This is a genomic window from Schumannella sp. GW821-FHT10F01 (assembly GCF_058809295.1).
This window is the reverse complement of record NZ_JBXASM010000007.1, coordinates 92,938-109,605: the sequence shown is the minus strand read 5'-3', so window position 1 is coordinate 109,605 and position 16,668 is coordinate 92,938. Positions and strand designations below refer to the sequence as shown.

Genomic DNA, 16,668 nt, shown 5'->3' with positions numbered 1-16,668 from the left:
CCCCTCGGATCCCTGAGCCTGTCGAAGGGTCGCTCATGAGCCTGCAGTTCGGCGCCGTCCTCCAGACCAACCCGCCGGCATCGCGCACGATCGCCCTGGCGAAGCTGGCGGAGCAGCACGGGTTCAGCCACGTCTGGACGTTCGACTCGCACCTGCTCTGGCAGGAGCCCTACGTCATCTACTCGGCGATCCTCGCGGAGACCCGGCGCATCACGGTCGGCCCGTTCGTGACCAATCCGGCCACGCGCGACTGGACGGTCACGGCGAGCGTGTTCGCGACGCTGAACGAGATGTACGGCAACCGCACGATCTGCGGCATCGGCCGCGGCGACTCGGCGGTGCGGGTCACGAACGGCCGTCCGACGACGATGGCGGAGCTGCGGGAGTCGATCCATGTCATCCGCGAGCTCGCGAACTCCCGGTCGGTCGAGTACCACGGCGCGACCCTGCGGTTCCCGTGGTCGACGGGCAGCGAGCTCGAGGTCTGGGTCGCGGCCTACGGCCCGCGCGCGCTCGAGCTGACCGGCCAGGTGGGCGACGGGTTCATCCTGCAGCTGGCCGACGTCGACATCGCCGCCTGGATGATCCGCACGGTGCGCGAGGCGGCCGAGAAGGCAGGCCGCGATCCGAGCGCGGTGAAGTTCTGCGTGGCCGCGCCGATGTACATCAGCGACGACACGTCCCAGGCGAGCATCGAGCACATGCGCGCGCAGTGCCGCTGGTTCGGCGGCATGGTCGGCAACCACGTCGCGGACATCGTGGCGAAGTACGGCGGCGAGGGCACCGTGCCCCAGGCGCTGACCGACTACATCGCGGGGCGCACGGGCTACGACTACAACTCGCACGGCCGTGCGGAGAACGATCACGTCGACTTCGTGCCCGACGAGATCGTCGACCGGTTCTGCGTGCTCGGCACCGCGGGGCAGCACATCGAGAAGCTCGAGGCGCTGCGCGCGATCGGCGTCGACCAGTTCGCCGGCTACCTCCAGCACGACAACAAGGAGGAGACGCTGCGCGTGTACGGCGAGACCGTCATCCCGCACTTCCGGGATGCCGTGGCGGCCAAGGCATGAGGCGGGTCTCGCCCGTCTTCCTCGGCGTCGCCGGGATCGTGCTGCTCGGCCTGCTCTGGGAGGTCTACAAGGCGGTCGGTCCGGCTGCAGGCGTGCAGCTCGGTGGGCTGACGGTGCTGCCGCGCACGAGCGATCTCGCGATGCCGCACCTGTCGACGATGCTGAGCCGGCTCGGCGAGCCGGTGACGGCCGCGCCTGGGTCGCCGCTGCTCGTCGTCGCGGTGCTGCAGGCGTGCGCGGTGACGCTCGGCACGGCCGCGGCGGGCTGGCTCGCCGGCGTCGTGGTCGGGATGCTGCTCGCCGTGCTCATGCAGCGGTTCCGCACCGCCGAGTCGGCGCTGCTCCCGTGGATCGTGCTGAGCCAGACCGTGCCGCTCATCGCGCTCGCCCCGCTCGTGGCCGGGCTGCTCGCCCAGGCGCGGATCGGGCCGTCGGGTCGCATCCCGGAGTGGGTCGCGGTCGCGCTGATCGCCTCCTACCTCGCGTTCTTCCCGGTCGCCGTCGGTGCCCTGCGCGGCCTCGAGTCGCCGGAGCGGGCGCACATCGACCTGCTGCGCGCGTACGCCGTCGGCTGGTGGCGGACGCTCCTGCACCTCCGGCTGCCGGCGAGCGTGCCGTACCTGCTCACGGCCCTGCGCCTGGCCGCCGCGAACGCGGTGATCGGCACCGTGGTGGCGGAGGTCTCCATCGGCTTCGACGGCGGGATCGGGCGGATGATGATGGTCTACGCCAGCTCGTCGAGCGGCGACCCCGGCAAGCCGTGGGGTCCGATCTTCGGCGCGATCGCGATCGGGCTGGTCTCGGCCGGGCTCGTCGCGCTGCTCGGCACCGGCCTGCGCCGCTTCCGCCGCGGGGAGGTGGCCGCGTGAGCGCCGCCGCGCCCGCGCGGGGCGCATCCGCGGGCGCGACCGCGGCGGTCTCCGTCCGCGGGGTCGCGAAGCGCTTCCCCGGCCGAGGGCGCGGCGCCGGCGTCACGGCGCTCGAGGGCATCGACCTCGAGGTCGCCGCGGGCGAGTTCGTGTCGCTCATCGGCCCCTCCGGCTGCGGCAAGTCGACGCTGCTCCGCCTCATCGCCGATCTCGATGAGCCGAGCGAGGGCTCCGTCGAGGTGCTCGGCGACCCGGCATCCGCGGCCCGGCGCAAGCAGGCCTATGGCATCGCGTTCCAGCAGGCGGGGCTGCTGCCCTGGCGCACGGTCGCCGAGAACATCCGGCTGCCGCTCGAGCTGCACGGCGTGCCGCGTGCGACCCGCGCCGCGCGCGTCGCCGAGCTGCTCGCGCTCGTGGGGCTCGACGACTTCGCCGACCGGCATCCCGACCAGCTCTCCGGCGGCATGCAGCAGCGCGTCGCGATCGCGCGGTCGCTCGCCGAGAGCCCGAGCCTGCTGCTCATGGACGAGCCGTTCGGCGCGCTCGACGAGATGACGCGCGAGCGGATGCAGGGTGAGCTCGCGAGGATCGCGCGCGAGACCGCCGCCGCGGTGGTGTTCGTGACGCACTCGATCCCGGAGGCGGTGTTCCTCTCCGACCGCGTCGTCGTGATGTCGCCGCGACCGGGGCGGATCGTCGACGTCGTGCCGATCGACCTGGCCGTCGCGCCCGGCGAGGCCGGCGACGACGACGTGCGCGAGGCCGCGTCGTTCTTCGCGGCGGTCAGCACGGTGCGCGAGGCGCTGCACGGCACGCCGGGCGGCGCGGGCGGCGCCCGCGGGGTGGACGTGCGATGAGGGTGCGCACGGTCGTCGCCCCGCTCGTGCTGGCGGTCGTCGTGCTCGCGCTCTGGCAGCTGATCGTGACCGCGCTGAAGGTGCCGCCGTTCATCATGCCGAGTCCGCTCGCGGTCGGCCAGGTGCTCGTGACGCAGACGCCGGCGATCTGGCGCGGCACGCTGGTGACCGGCGGCAACGCGCTCGTCGGACTGCTGATCGGCGCGGTGCTCGGCATCGTCGGCGCGCTGCTCGCCGCGAGCTCCCGCCTCCTCGACGGGCTGAGCCGGCCGGTCGTCACGGCGCTCTCGGTCGTGCCGATCGTCGCGCTGGCGCCCGTGCTGTACACGATGTTCGGCGCGGGGGAGCAGACCGCGCGCCAGCTCATCGCGGCGCTCGCGGTGTTCATCCCCGTGTTCGTGAACACGCTGCGCGGCCTGCGCCAGGTCGCCCCGGTGCACCGCGACCTGCTCCGCGCCTACGCGGCGACGCGCTGGCAGGCGGCGCGCACGGTCATCATCCCGGGCGCGCTGCCCCACCTGTTCACCGGGCTGCGGATCGCGTCGAGCCTCGCGGTGATCTCGGCCCTCATCGCGGAGTACTTCGGCGGCCCGGTCAACGGGCTCGCCAGCGCCATCACGTCGGCGGCGGCGTACAGCAACGTCGCCCTCGCCGACGCGTTCGTGGTCGGAGCGGTGCTGCTCGGCCTGGCCTTCTTCGTCGTCACGCTCGGGCTCGAGCGCCTGGCGACGCGGCACGCGTCCCCCGCGTGATCCCTGCACCACGCACCACCGAGAGAGGAACAGCTCCATGAAACGCAGCACACGTCTGGTCCTGTCCGCCGTCGCGACCGCGGCCGCCGCCGCCGTCGCCCTCAGCGGATGCTCCGGCTCCACCGACGAGGGCTCGTCGTCCGGCGACGGCGGGCTCACCAAGGTCACCCTCCAGCTCCAGTGGGTCGCCCAGGCCCAGTTCGCCGGCTACTACGCCGCCGTCGAGCAGGGGTTCTACAAGGACGCCGGCCTCGACGTCACCATCAAGGAGGCCGGCACCGACACCGTGCCGATCCAGTCCGTCGCGAAGGGCGAGGCCGACTACGCGATCAGCTGGGTGCCGAAGGTGCTCGGCTCGCTCGAGCAGGGCGTCAACGTGACCGACGTCGCGCAGATCTACGCCCGCAGCGGCACGACGCAGATCTCGTTCAAAGACAAGGACATCACCACCGCCGCCGACCTGAAGGGCGAGAAGGTCGGCAGCTGGGGCTACGGCAACCAGTGGGAGCTGTTCGCCGGCATGCAGAAGGCCGGCATCGACACCACGAGCGGCATCAGCCTCGTGCAGCAGGCCTTCGACATGAAGGGCTTCCTCGCGGGCGACATCGACGCGGCGCAGGCGATGACCTACAACGAGTACGCGCAGGTGCTCGAGACGACGAACCGGGCGACCGGCCAGCTCTACACGCCGGACGACCTCAACGTCATCAACTGGAACGACGAGGGCACCGCCATGCTCCAGGACGCGATCTGGGCGGACGCGGGACGGCTCGAGAGCGACACGGCCTACCAGGACACCACGACGAAGTTCATCAAGGCGTCCATCCAGGGCTGGATCTACACGCGCGACAACCCCGAGAAGGCCGCGGACATCGTGACGAAGGCCGGTTCGACGCTCGGCACCAGCCACCAGCTCTGGATGACCAACGAGGTCAACAAGCTGATCTGGCCGTCCGTCGACGGCGGCGTCGGGGTCATCGACGCGGACGCCTGGAAGCAGACGGTCGACATCGCCGAGAAGACGAAGGACGACACCGGCGCGACCATCATCTCGAAGGCGCCGCCGAAGACCGCCTACGACAACACCTACGTGAAGAAGGCGCTGAAGGAGCTCGCGGACGAGGGGGCCGACGTCACGGGCTCGTCGTTCGCGCCGATCACGGTCGAGCTGAAGGAGGGCGGCAAGTAGCCGCCGCTCCCGACCCTCGTCCCGCCTAATCTGGGTGCGGGCGACGGAGCCCGTCTCCGCCGCCCGCACCCATCGACCTCCGCTGCGACACCGGTCGCGCAAGGAACGGAGCCGCAATGCCCCTCGACCCCGCCGACGGCGAGCTCGCGCTCCGCCTCGACCGCGCCCACGTGTTCCACTCCTGGAGCGCCCAGGGCTCCCTGGCGCCGTTCGTGATCGCCGGCGCACAGGGCACCGAGGTCTGGGACTTCGAGGGCCGTCGCTACCTCGACTTCTCGAGCCAGCTCGTCAACGCGAACATCGGGCACGGGCATCCGAAGGTCGTGGCGGCCATCCAGGAGCAGGCCGCGCTGCTGCCGACGGTCGCGCCCGCGCATGCGAACCTCACCCGCGGGCGTGCGGCGGAGGCGATCCTCCGGCACGCCGGCGAGGGCTTCGGTGCCGTCTTCTTCACCAACGGCGGCGCCGACGCGAACGAGAACGCCATCCGCCTCGCCCGGCTCACCACCGGCCGCGACAAGGTGGTCAGCCACTACCGCAGCTACCACGGCAACACGGGCGCCGCGATCGCGTCGACGGGCGACTGGCGCCGCGTGCCGAACGAGTACTCGCGCGGGCACGTGCACGTGTTCGGGCCGTTCCTGTACCGCAGCGAGTTCTGGGCCGAGACGCCGGAGCAGGAGTCGGAGCGCGCGCTGCAGCACCTCCGTCGGGTGATCGAGTCGGAGGGCGCGCAGTCGATCGCCGCCGTGCTCATCGAGACCGTGCCGGGCACCGCCGGCGTGCTCGTGCCGCCGCCGGGCTATCTCGCGGGCGTGCGCGAGCTCTGCGACCGGCACGGCATCGTCATGATCTGCGACGAGGTGATGGCCGGCTTCGGGCGCACGGGCGACTGGTTCGCCTGGCAGAACCCGGAGCTCAACCCGGACCGCGTCCGCCCCGACCTCATCACCTTCGCGAAGGGCGTCAACTCCGGCTACGTGCCGGTCGGCGGCGTCATCCTCTCCGAGCCGATCGCGGCCGCGTTCGACGACCAGGTCTTCCCCGGCGGCCTCACCTACTCCGGCCACCCGCTCGCGGCGGCGTCGATCGTCGCCTCGATCGCGGCGTACGAGGAGGAGGGCATCCCCGAGAACGCCGCCGCGATCGGCCGCGACGTGCTCGGCCCCGGGCTCCGCGCGCTCGCGGAGCGGCATCCGCTCATCGGCGAGGTGCGCGGGCTCGGCGTGTTCTGGGCGCTCGACCTCGTCAGCGATCCGGCGACCCGCGAGCCGGTCTCCGGCGTCGTCGTCGGCCGGCTCAAGGCCGAGCTGCTGCAGCGCGGCCTGCTGCCGTTCACGAGCGACAACCGCATCCACGTCGTGCCGCCGTGCACGGTGACGCGCAAGGAGGCGGAGCGGGCGCTCGCGATCTACGAGGAGGCCTTCGCGGCCGTCGCCGCAGGCTGATCCCGGCTCGCGGACACGTCGCACTGCGACCGCGCGGCGTGATCTGCTAGCGTCCGGAGCGTGAGCGACGAATCCTCCATTTCTCCCGCGGAGGCCGCCCGCCGGGCCGCGGAGAAGGCCGCGACGGACCTCGCCGCAGCCGAGGCGCGAGCCACCCTGCAGCGCTCGCAGGACTTCCGCGCACAGGTGTCCGGGCTCCGCTTCACGGCGGAGCGCGCGGACGGCGCGGTGCGGGTCGTCGTCGACGGCGACGGGCTCCTCGTCGACGTCGGGCTGCAGCCGACCGCGAAGGCGTCCGGCAACCGGGTGCTCGCGCGCGACATCCTCCGGCTCAACGACGAGGCGTCCGCACTCGCGGCCCAGCGCTCGCTGTTCATGGGCCGGATCGAGTTCGGCGACGAGTCGGCGATCGTCGGCGACCTCCAGCGCCGGGCCGACGAGACCGCGCCGGTCGAGGCCGAGGGCGAGCAGCCGCCGGTCGCCTGACGGTAGAGTTCCCGTCCGTGCCGCACTTCCGCCCGACCCCGTTCACGGTCGACGTCCGCGACGTCATGCACCGCCCCGGCGAGATGCGCGAGCGGGAGCTCGACTTCGCCGTGCCCGAGCAGCTGGGCGAGGGCGCCGCCGTCGTCGCGCAGGGATCGGACCTGCAGATCGACGTGCGGATCGAGGGCCTGCACGACGGCATCCTCGTGACCGCGGAGGTCGAGACGGAGGCGACGGGGGAGTGCGGGCGCTGCCTCGACCCCGTGCGGCTCCCCGTCCGAGTCGATATCCAGGAGCTCTTCGGCTATTCTGAGGGCGAAGTCTTCGACTATGCGGTTCGCGATGATCACGTGGATCTCGAACCCGTGGTCCGCGACGCGGTGGTGCTGGCACTGCCGTTCCAGCCGGTCTGTCGACCGGACTGCCCAGGCCTCGATCCCGTCACGGGGGAGAAGCTGACGGCCGTTCCGGAGCAGGAGAGCCGTGCGGTCCCCGACCCGCGGTGGGCCGTGCTGGAGGGCTTCGGCGCTGGACAGGACAGCGCGAACGACACGTCCGGTGCCCCGGGCACCGAGGAAGAGAAGAGATAGACCATGGCCGTTCCCAAGCGCCGGCAGTCGCGCGCCAACACCCACGCCCGCCGCTCGCAGTGGAAGGCGACCGCGCCGACCCTGGTGAAGACCGTCGAGAACGGCCGCACCGTCTACAGCCTCCCGCACCGCGCGAAGGTCGTCGAGGACAGCGCCGGCACGCCCCTGTACCTGGAGTACAAGGGCCGCAAGGTCGCCGACGTCTGAGTCGGACCGGTCGGCGGCGAGTCCGCCGGCGGAGGTCCCGCGGAGCCTGATCGAGCAGCTCGAGGTCGCGATCGACCCCGAGTTGCTCGTCGTCGCGCTCACGCACCGCTCGTACGCGTACGAGCACGGTGGCACCGGCCACAACGAGCGCCTCGAGTTCCTCGGCGACTCGATCCTCGGCCAGGCCGTCACCGTCAAGCTGTTCCGTGAGAACCCGGATCTCGACGAGGGCGACCTCGCGAAGCGCCGCGCGTCGCTCGTCTCGACCGTCGCGCTCGCTGAGGTGGCCCGCGGCATCGGCCTCGGCGTGCACCTGCGGCTCGGCCGCGGCGAGGAGCTGACGGGCGGCCGCGACAAGAGCTCGATCCTCGCCGACACCGTCGAGGCGATCATCGGCGCGACGTACCTCTCCGCCGGTCCGGATGCCGCCACCGACCTGGTGCTGCGCCTCGTCGCGCCGCTCCTGGCCGATCCGCACCGCTTCGGCGCCGCGATGGACCCGAAGACGAGCCTGCAGGAGCTCTCGGCCCGCAGCGGCCGCGGGCTGCCGCGCTACGACGTCTCCGACACCGGCCCCGATCACGACAAGCGCTTCCACGCGACCGTCTCGGTCGGCGACGAGCCCGTCGCCTCCGGCACCGGCACGAGCAAGAAGCAGGCCGAGATGGCCGCCGCGCTCGAGGCCTGGACGATCCTCAGCCGCAAGCACTGACCTCGTGCCCGAGCTGCCCGAGGTCGAGGTGGTCCGCGCCGGCCTGGCCCCCGCGGTCGCCGGCGCGCGCGTCGAGTGGGTCGAGGTGCTGGAGCCGCGATCGCTGAAACGCCACGACGGCGACGCCGCGGACTTCGAGGCCGGGCTCACCGGGGCGGAGCTGCTCGAGCCCGCCCGCCGCGGCAAGTTCCTCTGGGTGCCGTTCGCGCCGTCTCGGACCCCTGAGCCGGTCGACGGGCGCGCGCTGATGGTGCATCTCGGGATGAGCGGCCAGGTGCTGCTGCGCGCCCCCGAGGCGCCGCGCGACCGGCTCACGCGCATCGTGCTCGGCATCCGGCATCCGGAGCACGGCGAGCTCCGCGTCGACTTCGTCGACCAGCGCATCTTCGGCTCGATGGCGATCGACGCTCTCGTGCCCGCCCCGGATGCCGCCGATGACCTCATCCCGACGCAGGTGACGCACATCGCCCGCGATCCGTTGGATCCGCGCTTCGACGACCGCCGCCTGCTCGCCGCGCTCGCGCGGAAGGACAGCGGCATCAAGCGGGTGCTGCTCGACCAGACCACGGTCAGCGGCATCGGCAACATCTACGCGGACGAGGCGCTCTGGGCGGCCCGCATCCACTACGAGCAGCCGGCGTCGTCGCTGTCGCGCCACCGCGCGACCGTGCTGCTGGCGGAGGTGCGGCTGGTGCTCGGCAAGGCGCTCGCCGAGGGCGGCACGAGCTTCGACGCGCAGTACGTCAACGTGAACGGCGCCTCCGGCTACTTCTCGCACTCGCTCAACGCGTACGGGCAGGCGGGCCGGCCGTGCCCGCGCTGCGGCCGTCCGATCGTGCGCGAGACGTTCATGAACCGCGGCTCGCACTTCTGTCCGCACTGCCAGCGGCTCCGCCTGCCTGCCTAGCGGATGCGGAACCGCTCCGGGATCGGCGCGCCCGCGTCGACCGCGAGCCCCGCGAGCAGCTCGCCGAGCACCGGCCCGAACTTGAAGCCGTGGCCCGAGAACCCGGTCGCGACGACGACGGGCCCCCGTCGGTCGAGCACGAAGTCCTCGTCGGCCGTGAGGTCGTAGAGGCAGCTGATCGGCTCCGGCCGGCTCGCGTCCACGCCGGGCACGAGCTCGGCGACGATGCGCTGCAGGTCGGCCAGGCGCCCGGGCTCGACGGCGGAGTCGCGCTCGTCGGCCGTCGTGATCACCCCGTCGCCGTGCCAGCCGACCTTCACGCCCTCGCCCGGCGTCTCCAGCCCGTAGACGCTGCGGCCGTCGCGGTAGACCACGAAGCTCGGCCAATCCGCGGCGGGCAGCAGCGACGGGAAGTGCGCGGGCTGCACCTGCTCGACCCGCACCGACGGCAGCGGGGCGCCGCGATCGGCGAACCAGCCGCCGACGAGCGGATGCGCCCACGAGCCCACGGCCGCGACGACCGCGTCCGCCTCGATCGCGGCGCCGTCCGCGTGCACGAGCGCGGCGCCGGAGGTCGTCTCCTCGATGCCGTCGACTCGGACGCCGAAGCGGAGGTCGGCGCCGTCGGCCGCCGCCGCGTCGAGGAGCGTCTCGATCGCGTCGGCGGAGCGGATCCGGCCGCCGTCCGCGCCGAGCAGCACGTCGCCGTCGAACCGCAGTCCGCGCCAGCGCGCCGTGGCGTCGGCCGCCGCGAGCCGCTCCACGGCCGCGCCGCCGGCGCGCATCGCCGCCTCGATGCGGTCGAGCATCGCGTCGTCGCCGGAGTCGATCGCGCCCGTGCGGTCGAGCAGCGCCCGCCCGGACCGCGCCTCGAGCGCACGCCAGGCGCGGAGGGCGCGGGTGCTGAGGTCGACGTAGTCCGCCGCGTCGTAGCCCTGGCGGAAGATGCGCGATGCGCCGTGCGACGAGCCGCGATCGTGCCCGCGGGCGAAGCGCTCCAGCAGCACGACCCGGCGGCCGGCGGCGGCGAGGGCCGCCGCGGTCGCGGCGCCGACGATCCCCGCGCCGACGACCACGGCATCCGCTCGCCCGGTCACGCCTCCGCTCCGGATGCCGCCGGGTCGGGCGGGACCGCCGAGCCCGGCAGGTCCTTGCGCCAGGCGCCCTCGTAGCCCATCGGCACGAAGCCGATCGCCTCGTTGACCGAGAGCATGTGCCGGTTCTCCTCCGCGTTCCACGTGACGACCGAGGGCCGGCCCGGGTAGCGCTCCTCGAGGGCCTGCAGGTTCGCGATCTTCAGCAGCATGCCGAGCCGGTGCCCGCGGTCCTCGGCGCGCACGAGCGTGTCCCACTGGTGCACGGCGGCGCCGTCCTGCGGCACGCTGAATCGGGTGTAGCCAGCGAGCCGGCCGGACTCCTCGTGCTCGACGGCCGCGGTGAGCAGGTCGTACGTGGAGCCGAGCAGCCGCGCCTCCGTCTCGGCGACGCGGTCGGCGTCCCAGGTCTCGGCCGGCTCCTCGAGGCCGGCACTCGGCGCGTCCGTGCTCATCCTGGCCAGCAGCTCGGCCATCCCGGCGCGGTACGGCTCCGGCGTCGCGCCGGGCCAGATGTGCACGCGGTAGCCCGGCGCGTGAGCTTCGGCCTCGGCGCGCAGCACGGCGAGCGCGTCGGCATCCGCCGGCAGCGGGAACCGGCTGCCGCGCTCCACCTGCTCGAGCCGCCAGCCGCGGGCGAGCAGGAACCGCACCTCGCGGTTCGCGAGCGGCACCGAGCCGAAGCCGGTCGGCGCGGTGAGCCGCTCGCCGGGGCCGTCGGGGGAGGCGGCGTAGCTGATGATCTTCGTCATCCCCTCCTCCGCCGCGATCCGCTCGACCGCATCCGCGAGGGCGCGTCCGACGCCGGCGCCCTGCTCGTCCGGATGCACCTGCACGTCGAGCCACGCCGTGTCGGGCGTCTCGAGCGCCCACTGGAGGCCGCCGCGGCCGACGATCCGCCCGTCGCGCCGCGCGACGATGAGCCGCTTGCCCTCGTTCGGGTCGTGCCAGTGCGGCAGCCGCTGCTCCGCCGTCATGACGACGTCGGCGGTGCCGTACGCGAGCACCTCGGTCGCGATCGCGGCCTCGACCGCGGCGGCGTAGTCGTCCCAGCCCGGTGCGCCGACGGCCTCCGGGAGGGTCAGCTCGTCGATGGTGATGCCGGTCATGCGCCGGGTCCTCTCTTGCGTGCCTGCAGGGTGTAGGTGAGCGGCAGCTCCGGCGGCGTGCTCCTGAGGCGCGCCTCGCCGGCCTCCGCGTCCCAGTCCATCGCGGCGGGCAGGGCCAGCCACGGGATGCTGTCGTGCTCGACGAGCGCGGTGATCTCCAGGCCCTGCTCGAGCAGCGCCGTCACGATCTCGCCGAGGCCGTGGTTGAAGATGTGCGTCGTCGCCGCGGTGATCGGCCCGTCCGTCGTCACGTAGGAGACGTCCGACTCGTCGACGAGCGGCGCGTCCGGGTGCTCGAAGTACGGGTCGCGGGCGACGAGGAGCCCGTCCTGGCGCTCCCAGTCCATCGTGGCCAGCATCGGATGCTGCTCGCGCAGGTGCAGCCGGGCGCCCGGGCGCAGGAGCGCGGCGACGGCGGCGGCCCAGGGGCGGATGCGCGGCAGCCAGCTCAGCACCCCGATGCCCGTGTAGACGAGGTCGAAGCGCTCGCGGCCGAGCGCGGCCGGGGCGTCGTAGACGTCCGAGACCACGTAGTCGATGTCGGCGCCGGCGCGCTCCGCGAGCCGGCGCGCCTCGTCGATGGACGCGGCCGAGAAGTCGAGCCCGGTCACGCGGGCGCCCAGCCGGTGCAGCGAGAGCGTGTCGGTGCCGATGTGGCACTGCAGATGGGCGACGTCGAGCCCGGCGAGGCCGCCGAGCCGCGGCAGGTCGAAGCGGACGACCCCCGACAGCCACGCCGGGTCGGCGGCGGCCCGCTCGAGCTGGTAGTCGGGGCTGGCGGCGTGCAGCGGCGCGCGGGAGTCCCAGTTGGCGCGGTTCAGGGTGAGGTAGTCGTCGCTCATGGCGGCCTCCGGTCGTGGCGCAGGTGCGGTGCCGCCGGGCGAGGTCGTCGCGGGCAGCCGACCAGGATGGCGGACCTCCGCCCGCGGCGCAACCCGTCAGGAGAACGTGGCGACGGCGATCGCGAGCACGATGCCCGCGATCAGCAGCAGCCCGACGAACGTCGCGCCGCCGACGATGAGCGCGAACGCCCAGCGGTGCGCGTCGCGCCAGTGCAGCGTCCGCGGATCCCAGGCGCGCAGCTCCGGCGCGGTGACCGGGCGGTCGAGGTGGATGTGCTCGATGCCGCGGGCGGCGAGGTCCTGCACCAGCAGGCCGAGCTGCGCGCGGTCCCAGATCGTGCCGATCAGCCACGACAGCCGCCGGTCGGGGCCGAGCAGGAAGACGTGGGCGGTGTCCGCCGCGACGGTGATCGTCATCCGGTCGACCGAGACGACGCGCACGATCTCGGCGGCCGTGACGCGCCGCGTGCGGAACAGCCCCTGGGCGATGAGGTACCGCCCGTCGACCGCCTCGATGCGCGAGCGCCGCACGGCCAGCCGCACCAGCGCGAGGGTCAGCGGGATCATCAGCGCGCCGAGGATCACGAGCAGGATGCCGAACCCACGGGACACGAGCAGCTGCAGCAGGCCGAGCAGGATCAGCATCACCGAGACGGGCACCGCGATGGCGATGTTGAGGCGCTGGAACGAGCGCCGGGTCTCCGGCGTCATCCGGATCACGAGCGGCGGGGCGGAGGGAGGCTGCTGCACCCCGCCAGTCTGCCCGGTCGCGGGCCCGTGTTCCGGTACCGTGGAGCGGTCTCCAGCCCCCGGAACGAGAGCGTGCGCGCGTGTATCTGAAGAGCCTGACCCTCAAGGGGTTCAAGTCCTTCGCGTCGCCGACCACCTTCGCGTTCGAGCCCGGTGTCACCGCCGTCGTCGGCCCGAACGGCTCCGGCAAGTCGAACGTCGTCGACGGGCTCGCCTGGGTCATGGGCGAGCAGGGGGCGAAGACCCTCCGCGGCGGCAAGATGGAGGACGTCATCTTCGCCGGCACCGCGACCCGCGGCCCGCTCGGCCGGGCCGAGGTCACGCTGACCATCGACAACGCGGACGGCGCGCTGCCGATCGAGTACAGCGAGGTCACGATCTCGCGCACGCTGTTCCGCAACGGCGGCAGCGAGTACGCCATCAACGGCCAGCAGTGCCGCCTGCTCGACGTGCAGGAGCTGCTCTCCGACTCCGGACTCGGCCGCGAGATGCACGTCATCGTCGGGCAGGGGCAGCTCGACCAGGTGCTGCATGCGACGCCGGAGGAGCGGCGCGGCTTCATCGAGGAGGCCGCCGGCATCCTCAAGCACCGCCGCCGCAAGGAGAAGACGCTCCGCAAGCTCGAGGCGATGCAGTCGAACCTGACCCGGCTCGCCGACCTGCAGACCGAGGTGCGCCGGCAGCTCAAGCCGCTCGGACGCCAGGCCGAGGTCGCCCGCGAGGCCCAGACCATCCAGGCGATCGTGCGCGACGCCCGCGCCCGGCTGCTGGCCGACGAGGTCGTCGAGCTGCGCTCCGCGATCTCGGACGTCTCGCGCACGGAGTCGGAGCGCAAGACCGAGCGCCTCGTGCTGCAGGAGCAGCTCGACCAGGCGAAGCTGCGGATGGGCCGGCTCGAGCAGACCGGCACCTCGACCGCCGTCGACGAGTCCCGCCGCACCGCCTTCGGTCTCGAGCAGGTGCACGACCGGCTCCGCTCGCTGTCCGCGCTCGCCGGGCAGCGGCTGACGCTGCTCACCCAGCAGGCCGAGCTGCCCGGCATGACCTCGACCGTCAGCGCGTCGATGGTCGAGGACGCCCGCGAGGAGGCCGAGCGGCTGCACGGCAGCGTCGTCGCCGCCGAGGAGGAGCTCGGGCGCGCCACCGCCGTCACGGCGTCCGCGCGCGCCAGCCTCGACTCCCTCGACGAGGAGATCAGCGCGCAGAGCGCGCTCGTCTCGCAGCACGACCTCGAGCAGGCCCGCCTCCGCAGCCAGGTCGAGCTCGCCGGATCTCGGCTCGCCGCCTCCACCGCCGAGCTCGAGCGCCAGCGCGGCGCCAGCGTCGAGGCGGAGGCGCGTCGCGAGCAGGCGCGCACCGACTTCCTCGCGCTCGAGGGCGACGACGGCGCGCCGGACGGCGACGGCGAGGCGCTCGCGACCGCCGTGTCCGAGGCGGAGGCCAAGGTGGCCCGCCGCCAGGAGGAGATCGAGCAGCTGCGCGACGAGGTGCACCAGGCCGAGCGCGAGCGCGACGCGCTCGCCGCCCGCGTCGCCGCGCTGAGCATGGCCGCCGGCTCGCACCAGGGCGCCGACGCGATCACCGGCCTCGCCGGCATCCGCGGCATCGTCAGCGACTTCGTGCGCGTGCACCCGGGCTGGGAGGCGGCGATCGCCGCCGCGCTCGGCGGACTGGCGGAGGGCGCGCTCGCCCGCAGCCGCGACGTCGCGCTGAACGCGCTCGAGGAGGCCCGCTCCGGCGACGCCGGCCGCATCGACATCGTCGTGTCCGACGCCGTGCCGCCCGCGCCGCTCGGCGCGCTGCCGACCGGCGCCCGCACGGCGACGAGCCTCGTTGAGGCCCCGCCCGGCGTGCGCGGCCTGCTCGCCCGCACCGTCGTCGTCGACGACCTCGACGTGGCCCGCATCGTCTGGCCGCAGCTCTCGCGCTACGACGACGTCACCCTCATCACGCGCGAGGGCGAGGTGCTGACGGAGTTCGTGCTCCGCGGCGGCACCGGCGGCACGCGCAGCCGGCTCGAGCTGCTCGCCGAGCGCGACACCGCGCAGGAGCGCCTCGTCGGCGTCACGACCCGCATCGAGCGGGCCGAGGGCGCGCTCGCCGACCACCGCGAGAAGCTCGCCAAGGCGCGCGGCAAGGCGGACGACGCCGCCATCCGGCTCAAGGAGTTCGACACGGCGCTCGCCGCCCGCAGCGACGCGCTCGGCCGCGGACGCGTCCAGCTGGAGGCCGCGGAGGCCGAAGCCCAGCGCCTCGCCGACGCGATCGCCGCGCTCGCCGAGGCCGTGCGCGGCGCCCAGTCCGAGAACGACCGCGCCGTCGGCGCCCAGGAGGAGCACGCCGCGTCGCCGCGGCCCATCCTCGACGTGTCCGCCCGCGACGAGCTGTTCGGCGAGCTCGAGGAGGCGCGCGGCCGCGAGGTGGAGCTGCGCGTCGCGCTCGAGACCGCCCGCGAGCGCGTCCGTGCGCAGGTGCAGGCGGCGGAGAGCCTCCAGCGCCAGCTCGACGCCGAGCGCGCCGCGGCCGAGGAGGCCGCCCGCATCGCCGTGCTGCGCCAGCACCAGGTCGGCGCCGCCTCCGCGGTGCTCGACTCGCTGCCGCCGGTGCTCTCGCTCGCCGAGCGCTCGGTGTTCCAGGCCCGCGAGGAGCTCGCGTCGGCGGAGGCGGAGCGCGCGAAGCAGAACGACGAGCTGACGCAGCTGCGCACCGGCGAGGCCGCGCTGCGGGAGCGGCTCAGCGCGCTCAACGAGAACGTGCACGGGCTCGAGATGCAGGCCTACGAGAAGCGGCTGCACCTCTCGACCCTGCTCGAGCGCGCCGCGGAGGAGCTCGGGCTCGACGAGGACGTGCTGGTGGCGGAGTTCGGCCCCGAGGCGCCCGTGCCGGTGGACGCGGATCTCGTGGCGCAGGAGCGGGGGGCTGAGCCCGTCGAAGCCACGGACGACACTCGGACGGCTGAGCCTGTCGAAGCCTCCGATGACGACACTCGGATGGCTGAGCCTGTCGAAGCCTCCGATGACGACGACGCCGCGCACGAGACCCGCCCGTTCGTGCGCGAGGAGCAGCGCCGCCGGCTCGCGGAGGCGGAGCGCAAGCTCGCGCTGCTCGGCCGCGTGAACCCGCTCGCCCTCGAGGAGTTCGCCGCGCTCGAGCAGCGCCACCGCTTCCTCAGCGAGCAGCTGACCGACCTCACGCAGACGCGGCGCGACCTCATGACGATCATCGAGGAGATCGACGAGAAGATGCAGGACATCTTCCGCGCGGCCTTCGACGACACCAAGGCGGCGTTCAACCGCGTCTTCCCGATCCTGTTCCCGGGCGGCTCGGGCAGCCTGTTCCTCACCGACCCCGACGACATGCTCGCGACCGGCATCGAGGTCACCGTGAAGCCGGCCGGCAAGAAGATCGAGCGGCTGTCGCTGCTGTCCGGCGGCGAGCGGTCGCTGGCGGCCGTTGCGCTGCTCATCGCGATCTTCAAGGCCCGGCCGAGCCCGTTCTACATCATGGACGAGGTCGAGGCGGCGCTCGACGACGCGAACCTCGGCCGGCTGCTGACGATCTTCGAGGACCTCCGCCAGAGCTCGCAGCTCATCGTCATCACGCACCAGAAGCGCACGATGGAGATCGCGGACGCGCTCTACGGCGTCTCGATGCGCCAGGACGGCGTCAGCGCGGTCGTCGGCCAGCGCATCCAGACGGAGCGCCGCCAGCTGGAGTCCGCGGGCTGAGCGATCCGGATGGCTGAGCCTGTCGAAGCCCCTTCGACAGGCTCAGGGATCTGAA

General features: G+C 73.3%; 16 protein-coding genes. 12 read left to right on the top strand and 4 right to left on the bottom strand.

Features of this window, described 5'->3' with window-relative positions; genetic code table 11:
- Positions 1–41: 41 nt before the first annotated feature.
- The 11 genes from AC1RSJ_RS09920 to mutM all read left to right on the top strand — a co-directional run bounded on the left by AC1RSJ_RS09920 (position 42) and on the right by mutM (position 9,090).
- On the top strand, positions 42–1,073 hold the full coding sequence (locus AC1RSJ_RS09920; protein WP_493118288.1) for a TIGR03842 family LLM class F420-dependent oxidoreductase: 1,032 nt from the start codon (positions 42–44) through the stop codon (positions 1,071–1,073).
- Positions 1,070–1,942, top strand: coding sequence for an ABC transporter permease (locus AC1RSJ_RS09915; protein WP_493118208.1), 873 nt, complete (start codon positions 1,070–1,072; stop codon positions 1,940–1,942). Before AC1RSJ_RS09920 ends, AC1RSJ_RS09915 begins: the two co-directional genes overlap by 4 nt.
- Entirely contained in the window at positions 1,939–2,799 is an 861-nt protein-coding gene (locus AC1RSJ_RS09910) for an ABC transporter ATP-binding protein (RefSeq protein WP_493118207.1), read from the top strand. The genes AC1RSJ_RS09915 and AC1RSJ_RS09910 overlap by 4 nt, the downstream gene beginning before the upstream one ends.
- Entirely contained in the window at positions 2,796–3,551 is a 756-nt protein-coding gene (locus AC1RSJ_RS09905; protein ID WP_493118206.1) for an ABC transporter permease, read from the top strand. Before AC1RSJ_RS09910 ends, AC1RSJ_RS09905 begins: the two co-directional genes overlap by 4 nt.
- Before the next feature lie 37 nt (positions 3,552–3,588).
- Positions 3,589–4,740, top strand: coding sequence for an ABC transporter substrate-binding protein (locus AC1RSJ_RS09900; protein ID WP_493118205.1), 1,152 nt, complete (start codon positions 3,589–3,591; stop codon positions 4,738–4,740).
- A gap of 116 nt (positions 4,741–4,856) precedes the next feature.
- Complete coding sequence (locus tag AC1RSJ_RS09895; protein ID WP_493118204.1) at positions 4,857–6,188, top strand: aspartate aminotransferase family protein; 1,332 nt, start codon at positions 4,857–4,859, stop codon at positions 6,186–6,188.
- A gap of 60 nt (positions 6,189–6,248) precedes the next feature.
- On the top strand, positions 6,249–6,674 hold the full coding sequence (locus AC1RSJ_RS09890; protein WP_493118203.1) for a YbaB/EbfC family nucleoid-associated protein: 426 nt from the start codon (positions 6,249–6,251) through the stop codon (positions 6,672–6,674).
- A gap of 65 nt (positions 6,675–6,739) precedes the next feature.
- Positions 6,740–7,264: a YceD family protein gene (locus AC1RSJ_RS09885; RefSeq protein ID WP_493118202.1), complete on the top strand. Its 525-nt coding sequence runs from the start codon at positions 6,740–6,742 to the stop codon at positions 7,262–7,264.
- Between the two features lie 3 nt (positions 7,265–7,267).
- On the top strand, positions 7,268–7,471 hold the full coding sequence (rpmF, locus tag AC1RSJ_RS09880; RefSeq protein ID WP_493118201.1) for a 50S ribosomal protein L32: 204 nt from the start codon (positions 7,268–7,270) through the stop codon (positions 7,469–7,471).
- Positions 7,472–7,553: 82 nt separating this feature from the next.
- A complete protein-coding gene (gene rnc, locus AC1RSJ_RS09875; RefSeq protein WP_493118200.1) occupies positions 7,554–8,183 on the top strand; it encodes a ribonuclease III in 630 nt (209 codons plus the stop codon).
- Positions 8,184–8,187: 4 nt separating this feature from the next.
- Positions 8,188–9,090, top strand: coding sequence for a bifunctional DNA-formamidopyrimidine glycosylase/DNA-(apurinic or apyrimidinic site) lyase (gene mutM, locus AC1RSJ_RS09870; RefSeq protein ID WP_493118199.1), 903 nt, complete (start codon positions 8,188–8,190; stop codon positions 9,088–9,090).
- Here the strand turns inward: mutM and AC1RSJ_RS09865 are convergent.
- From AC1RSJ_RS09865 to AC1RSJ_RS09850, 4 genes are all read right to left on the bottom strand, one after another.
- Positions 9,087–10,187 (bottom strand): FAD-dependent oxidoreductase, encoded by a 1,101-nt coding sequence (locus AC1RSJ_RS09865; RefSeq protein WP_493118198.1) that lies wholly within the window; start codon positions 10,185–10,187, stop codon positions 9,087–9,089. The two genes, mutM and AC1RSJ_RS09865, sit on opposite strands and share 4 nt — an antisense overlap.
- Positions 10,184–11,293: a GNAT family N-acetyltransferase gene (locus AC1RSJ_RS09860; RefSeq protein WP_493118197.1), complete on the bottom strand. Its 1,110-nt coding sequence runs from the start codon at positions 11,291–11,293 to the stop codon at positions 10,184–10,186. The genes AC1RSJ_RS09865 and AC1RSJ_RS09860 overlap by 4 nt, the downstream gene beginning before the upstream one ends.
- Complete coding sequence (locus AC1RSJ_RS09855; RefSeq protein WP_493118196.1) at positions 11,290–12,135, bottom strand: class I SAM-dependent methyltransferase; 846 nt, start codon at positions 12,133–12,135, stop codon at positions 11,290–11,292. Before AC1RSJ_RS09855 ends, AC1RSJ_RS09860 begins: the two co-directional genes overlap by 4 nt.
- Positions 12,136–12,231: 96 nt before the next feature.
- The gene (locus AC1RSJ_RS09850; RefSeq protein ID WP_493118195.1) at positions 12,232–12,885 is read right to left on the bottom strand and encodes a hypothetical protein; all 654 of its coding nucleotides are present in this window, start codon (positions 12,883–12,885) and stop codon (positions 12,232–12,234) included.
- Positions 12,886–12,965: 80 nt separating this feature from the next.
- Here AC1RSJ_RS09850 and smc point away from each other — a divergent pair, with 80 nt between their 5' ends.
- Positions 12,966–16,613: a chromosome segregation protein SMC gene (gene smc, locus AC1RSJ_RS09845; RefSeq protein ID WP_493118194.1), complete on the top strand. Its 3,648-nt coding sequence runs from the start codon at positions 12,966–12,968 to the stop codon at positions 16,611–16,613.
- Positions 16,614–16,668 lie beyond the last annotated feature (55 nt).

Excerpts from the sequence above, each read along its gene's own strand:
- AC1RSJ_RS09895 (WP_493118204.1), top strand. The coding sequence starts at position 4,857 with ATGCCCCTCGACCCCGCCGACGGCGAGCTCGCGCTCCGCCTCGACCGC.
- rpmF (WP_493118201.1), top strand. The coding sequence starts at position 7,268 with ATGGCCGTTCCCAAGCGCCGGCAGTCGCGCGCCAACACCCACGCCCGC.
- AC1RSJ_RS09885 (WP_493118202.1), top strand. The coding sequence starts at position 6,740 with ATGCACCGCCCCGGCGAGATGCGCGAGCGGGAGCTCGACTTCGCCGTG.
- AC1RSJ_RS09900 (WP_493118205.1), top strand. The coding sequence starts at position 3,589 with ATGAAACGCAGCACACGTCTGGTCCTGTCCGCCGTCGCGACCGCGGCC.
- AC1RSJ_RS09905 (WP_493118206.1), top strand. The coding sequence starts at position 2,796 with ATGAGGGTGCGCACGGTCGTCGCCCCGCTCGTGCTGGCGGTCGTCGTG.
- AC1RSJ_RS09860 (WP_493118197.1), bottom strand. The coding sequence starts at position 11,293 with ATGACCGGCATCACCATCGACGAGCTGACCCTCCCGGAGGCCGTCGGC.
- AC1RSJ_RS09915 (WP_493118208.1), top strand. The coding sequence starts at position 1,070 with ATGAGGCGGGTCTCGCCCGTCTTCCTCGGCGTCGCCGGGATCGTGCTG.
- AC1RSJ_RS09855 (WP_493118196.1), bottom strand. The coding sequence starts at position 12,135 with ATGAGCGACGACTACCTCACCCTGAACCGCGCCAACTGGGACTCCCGC.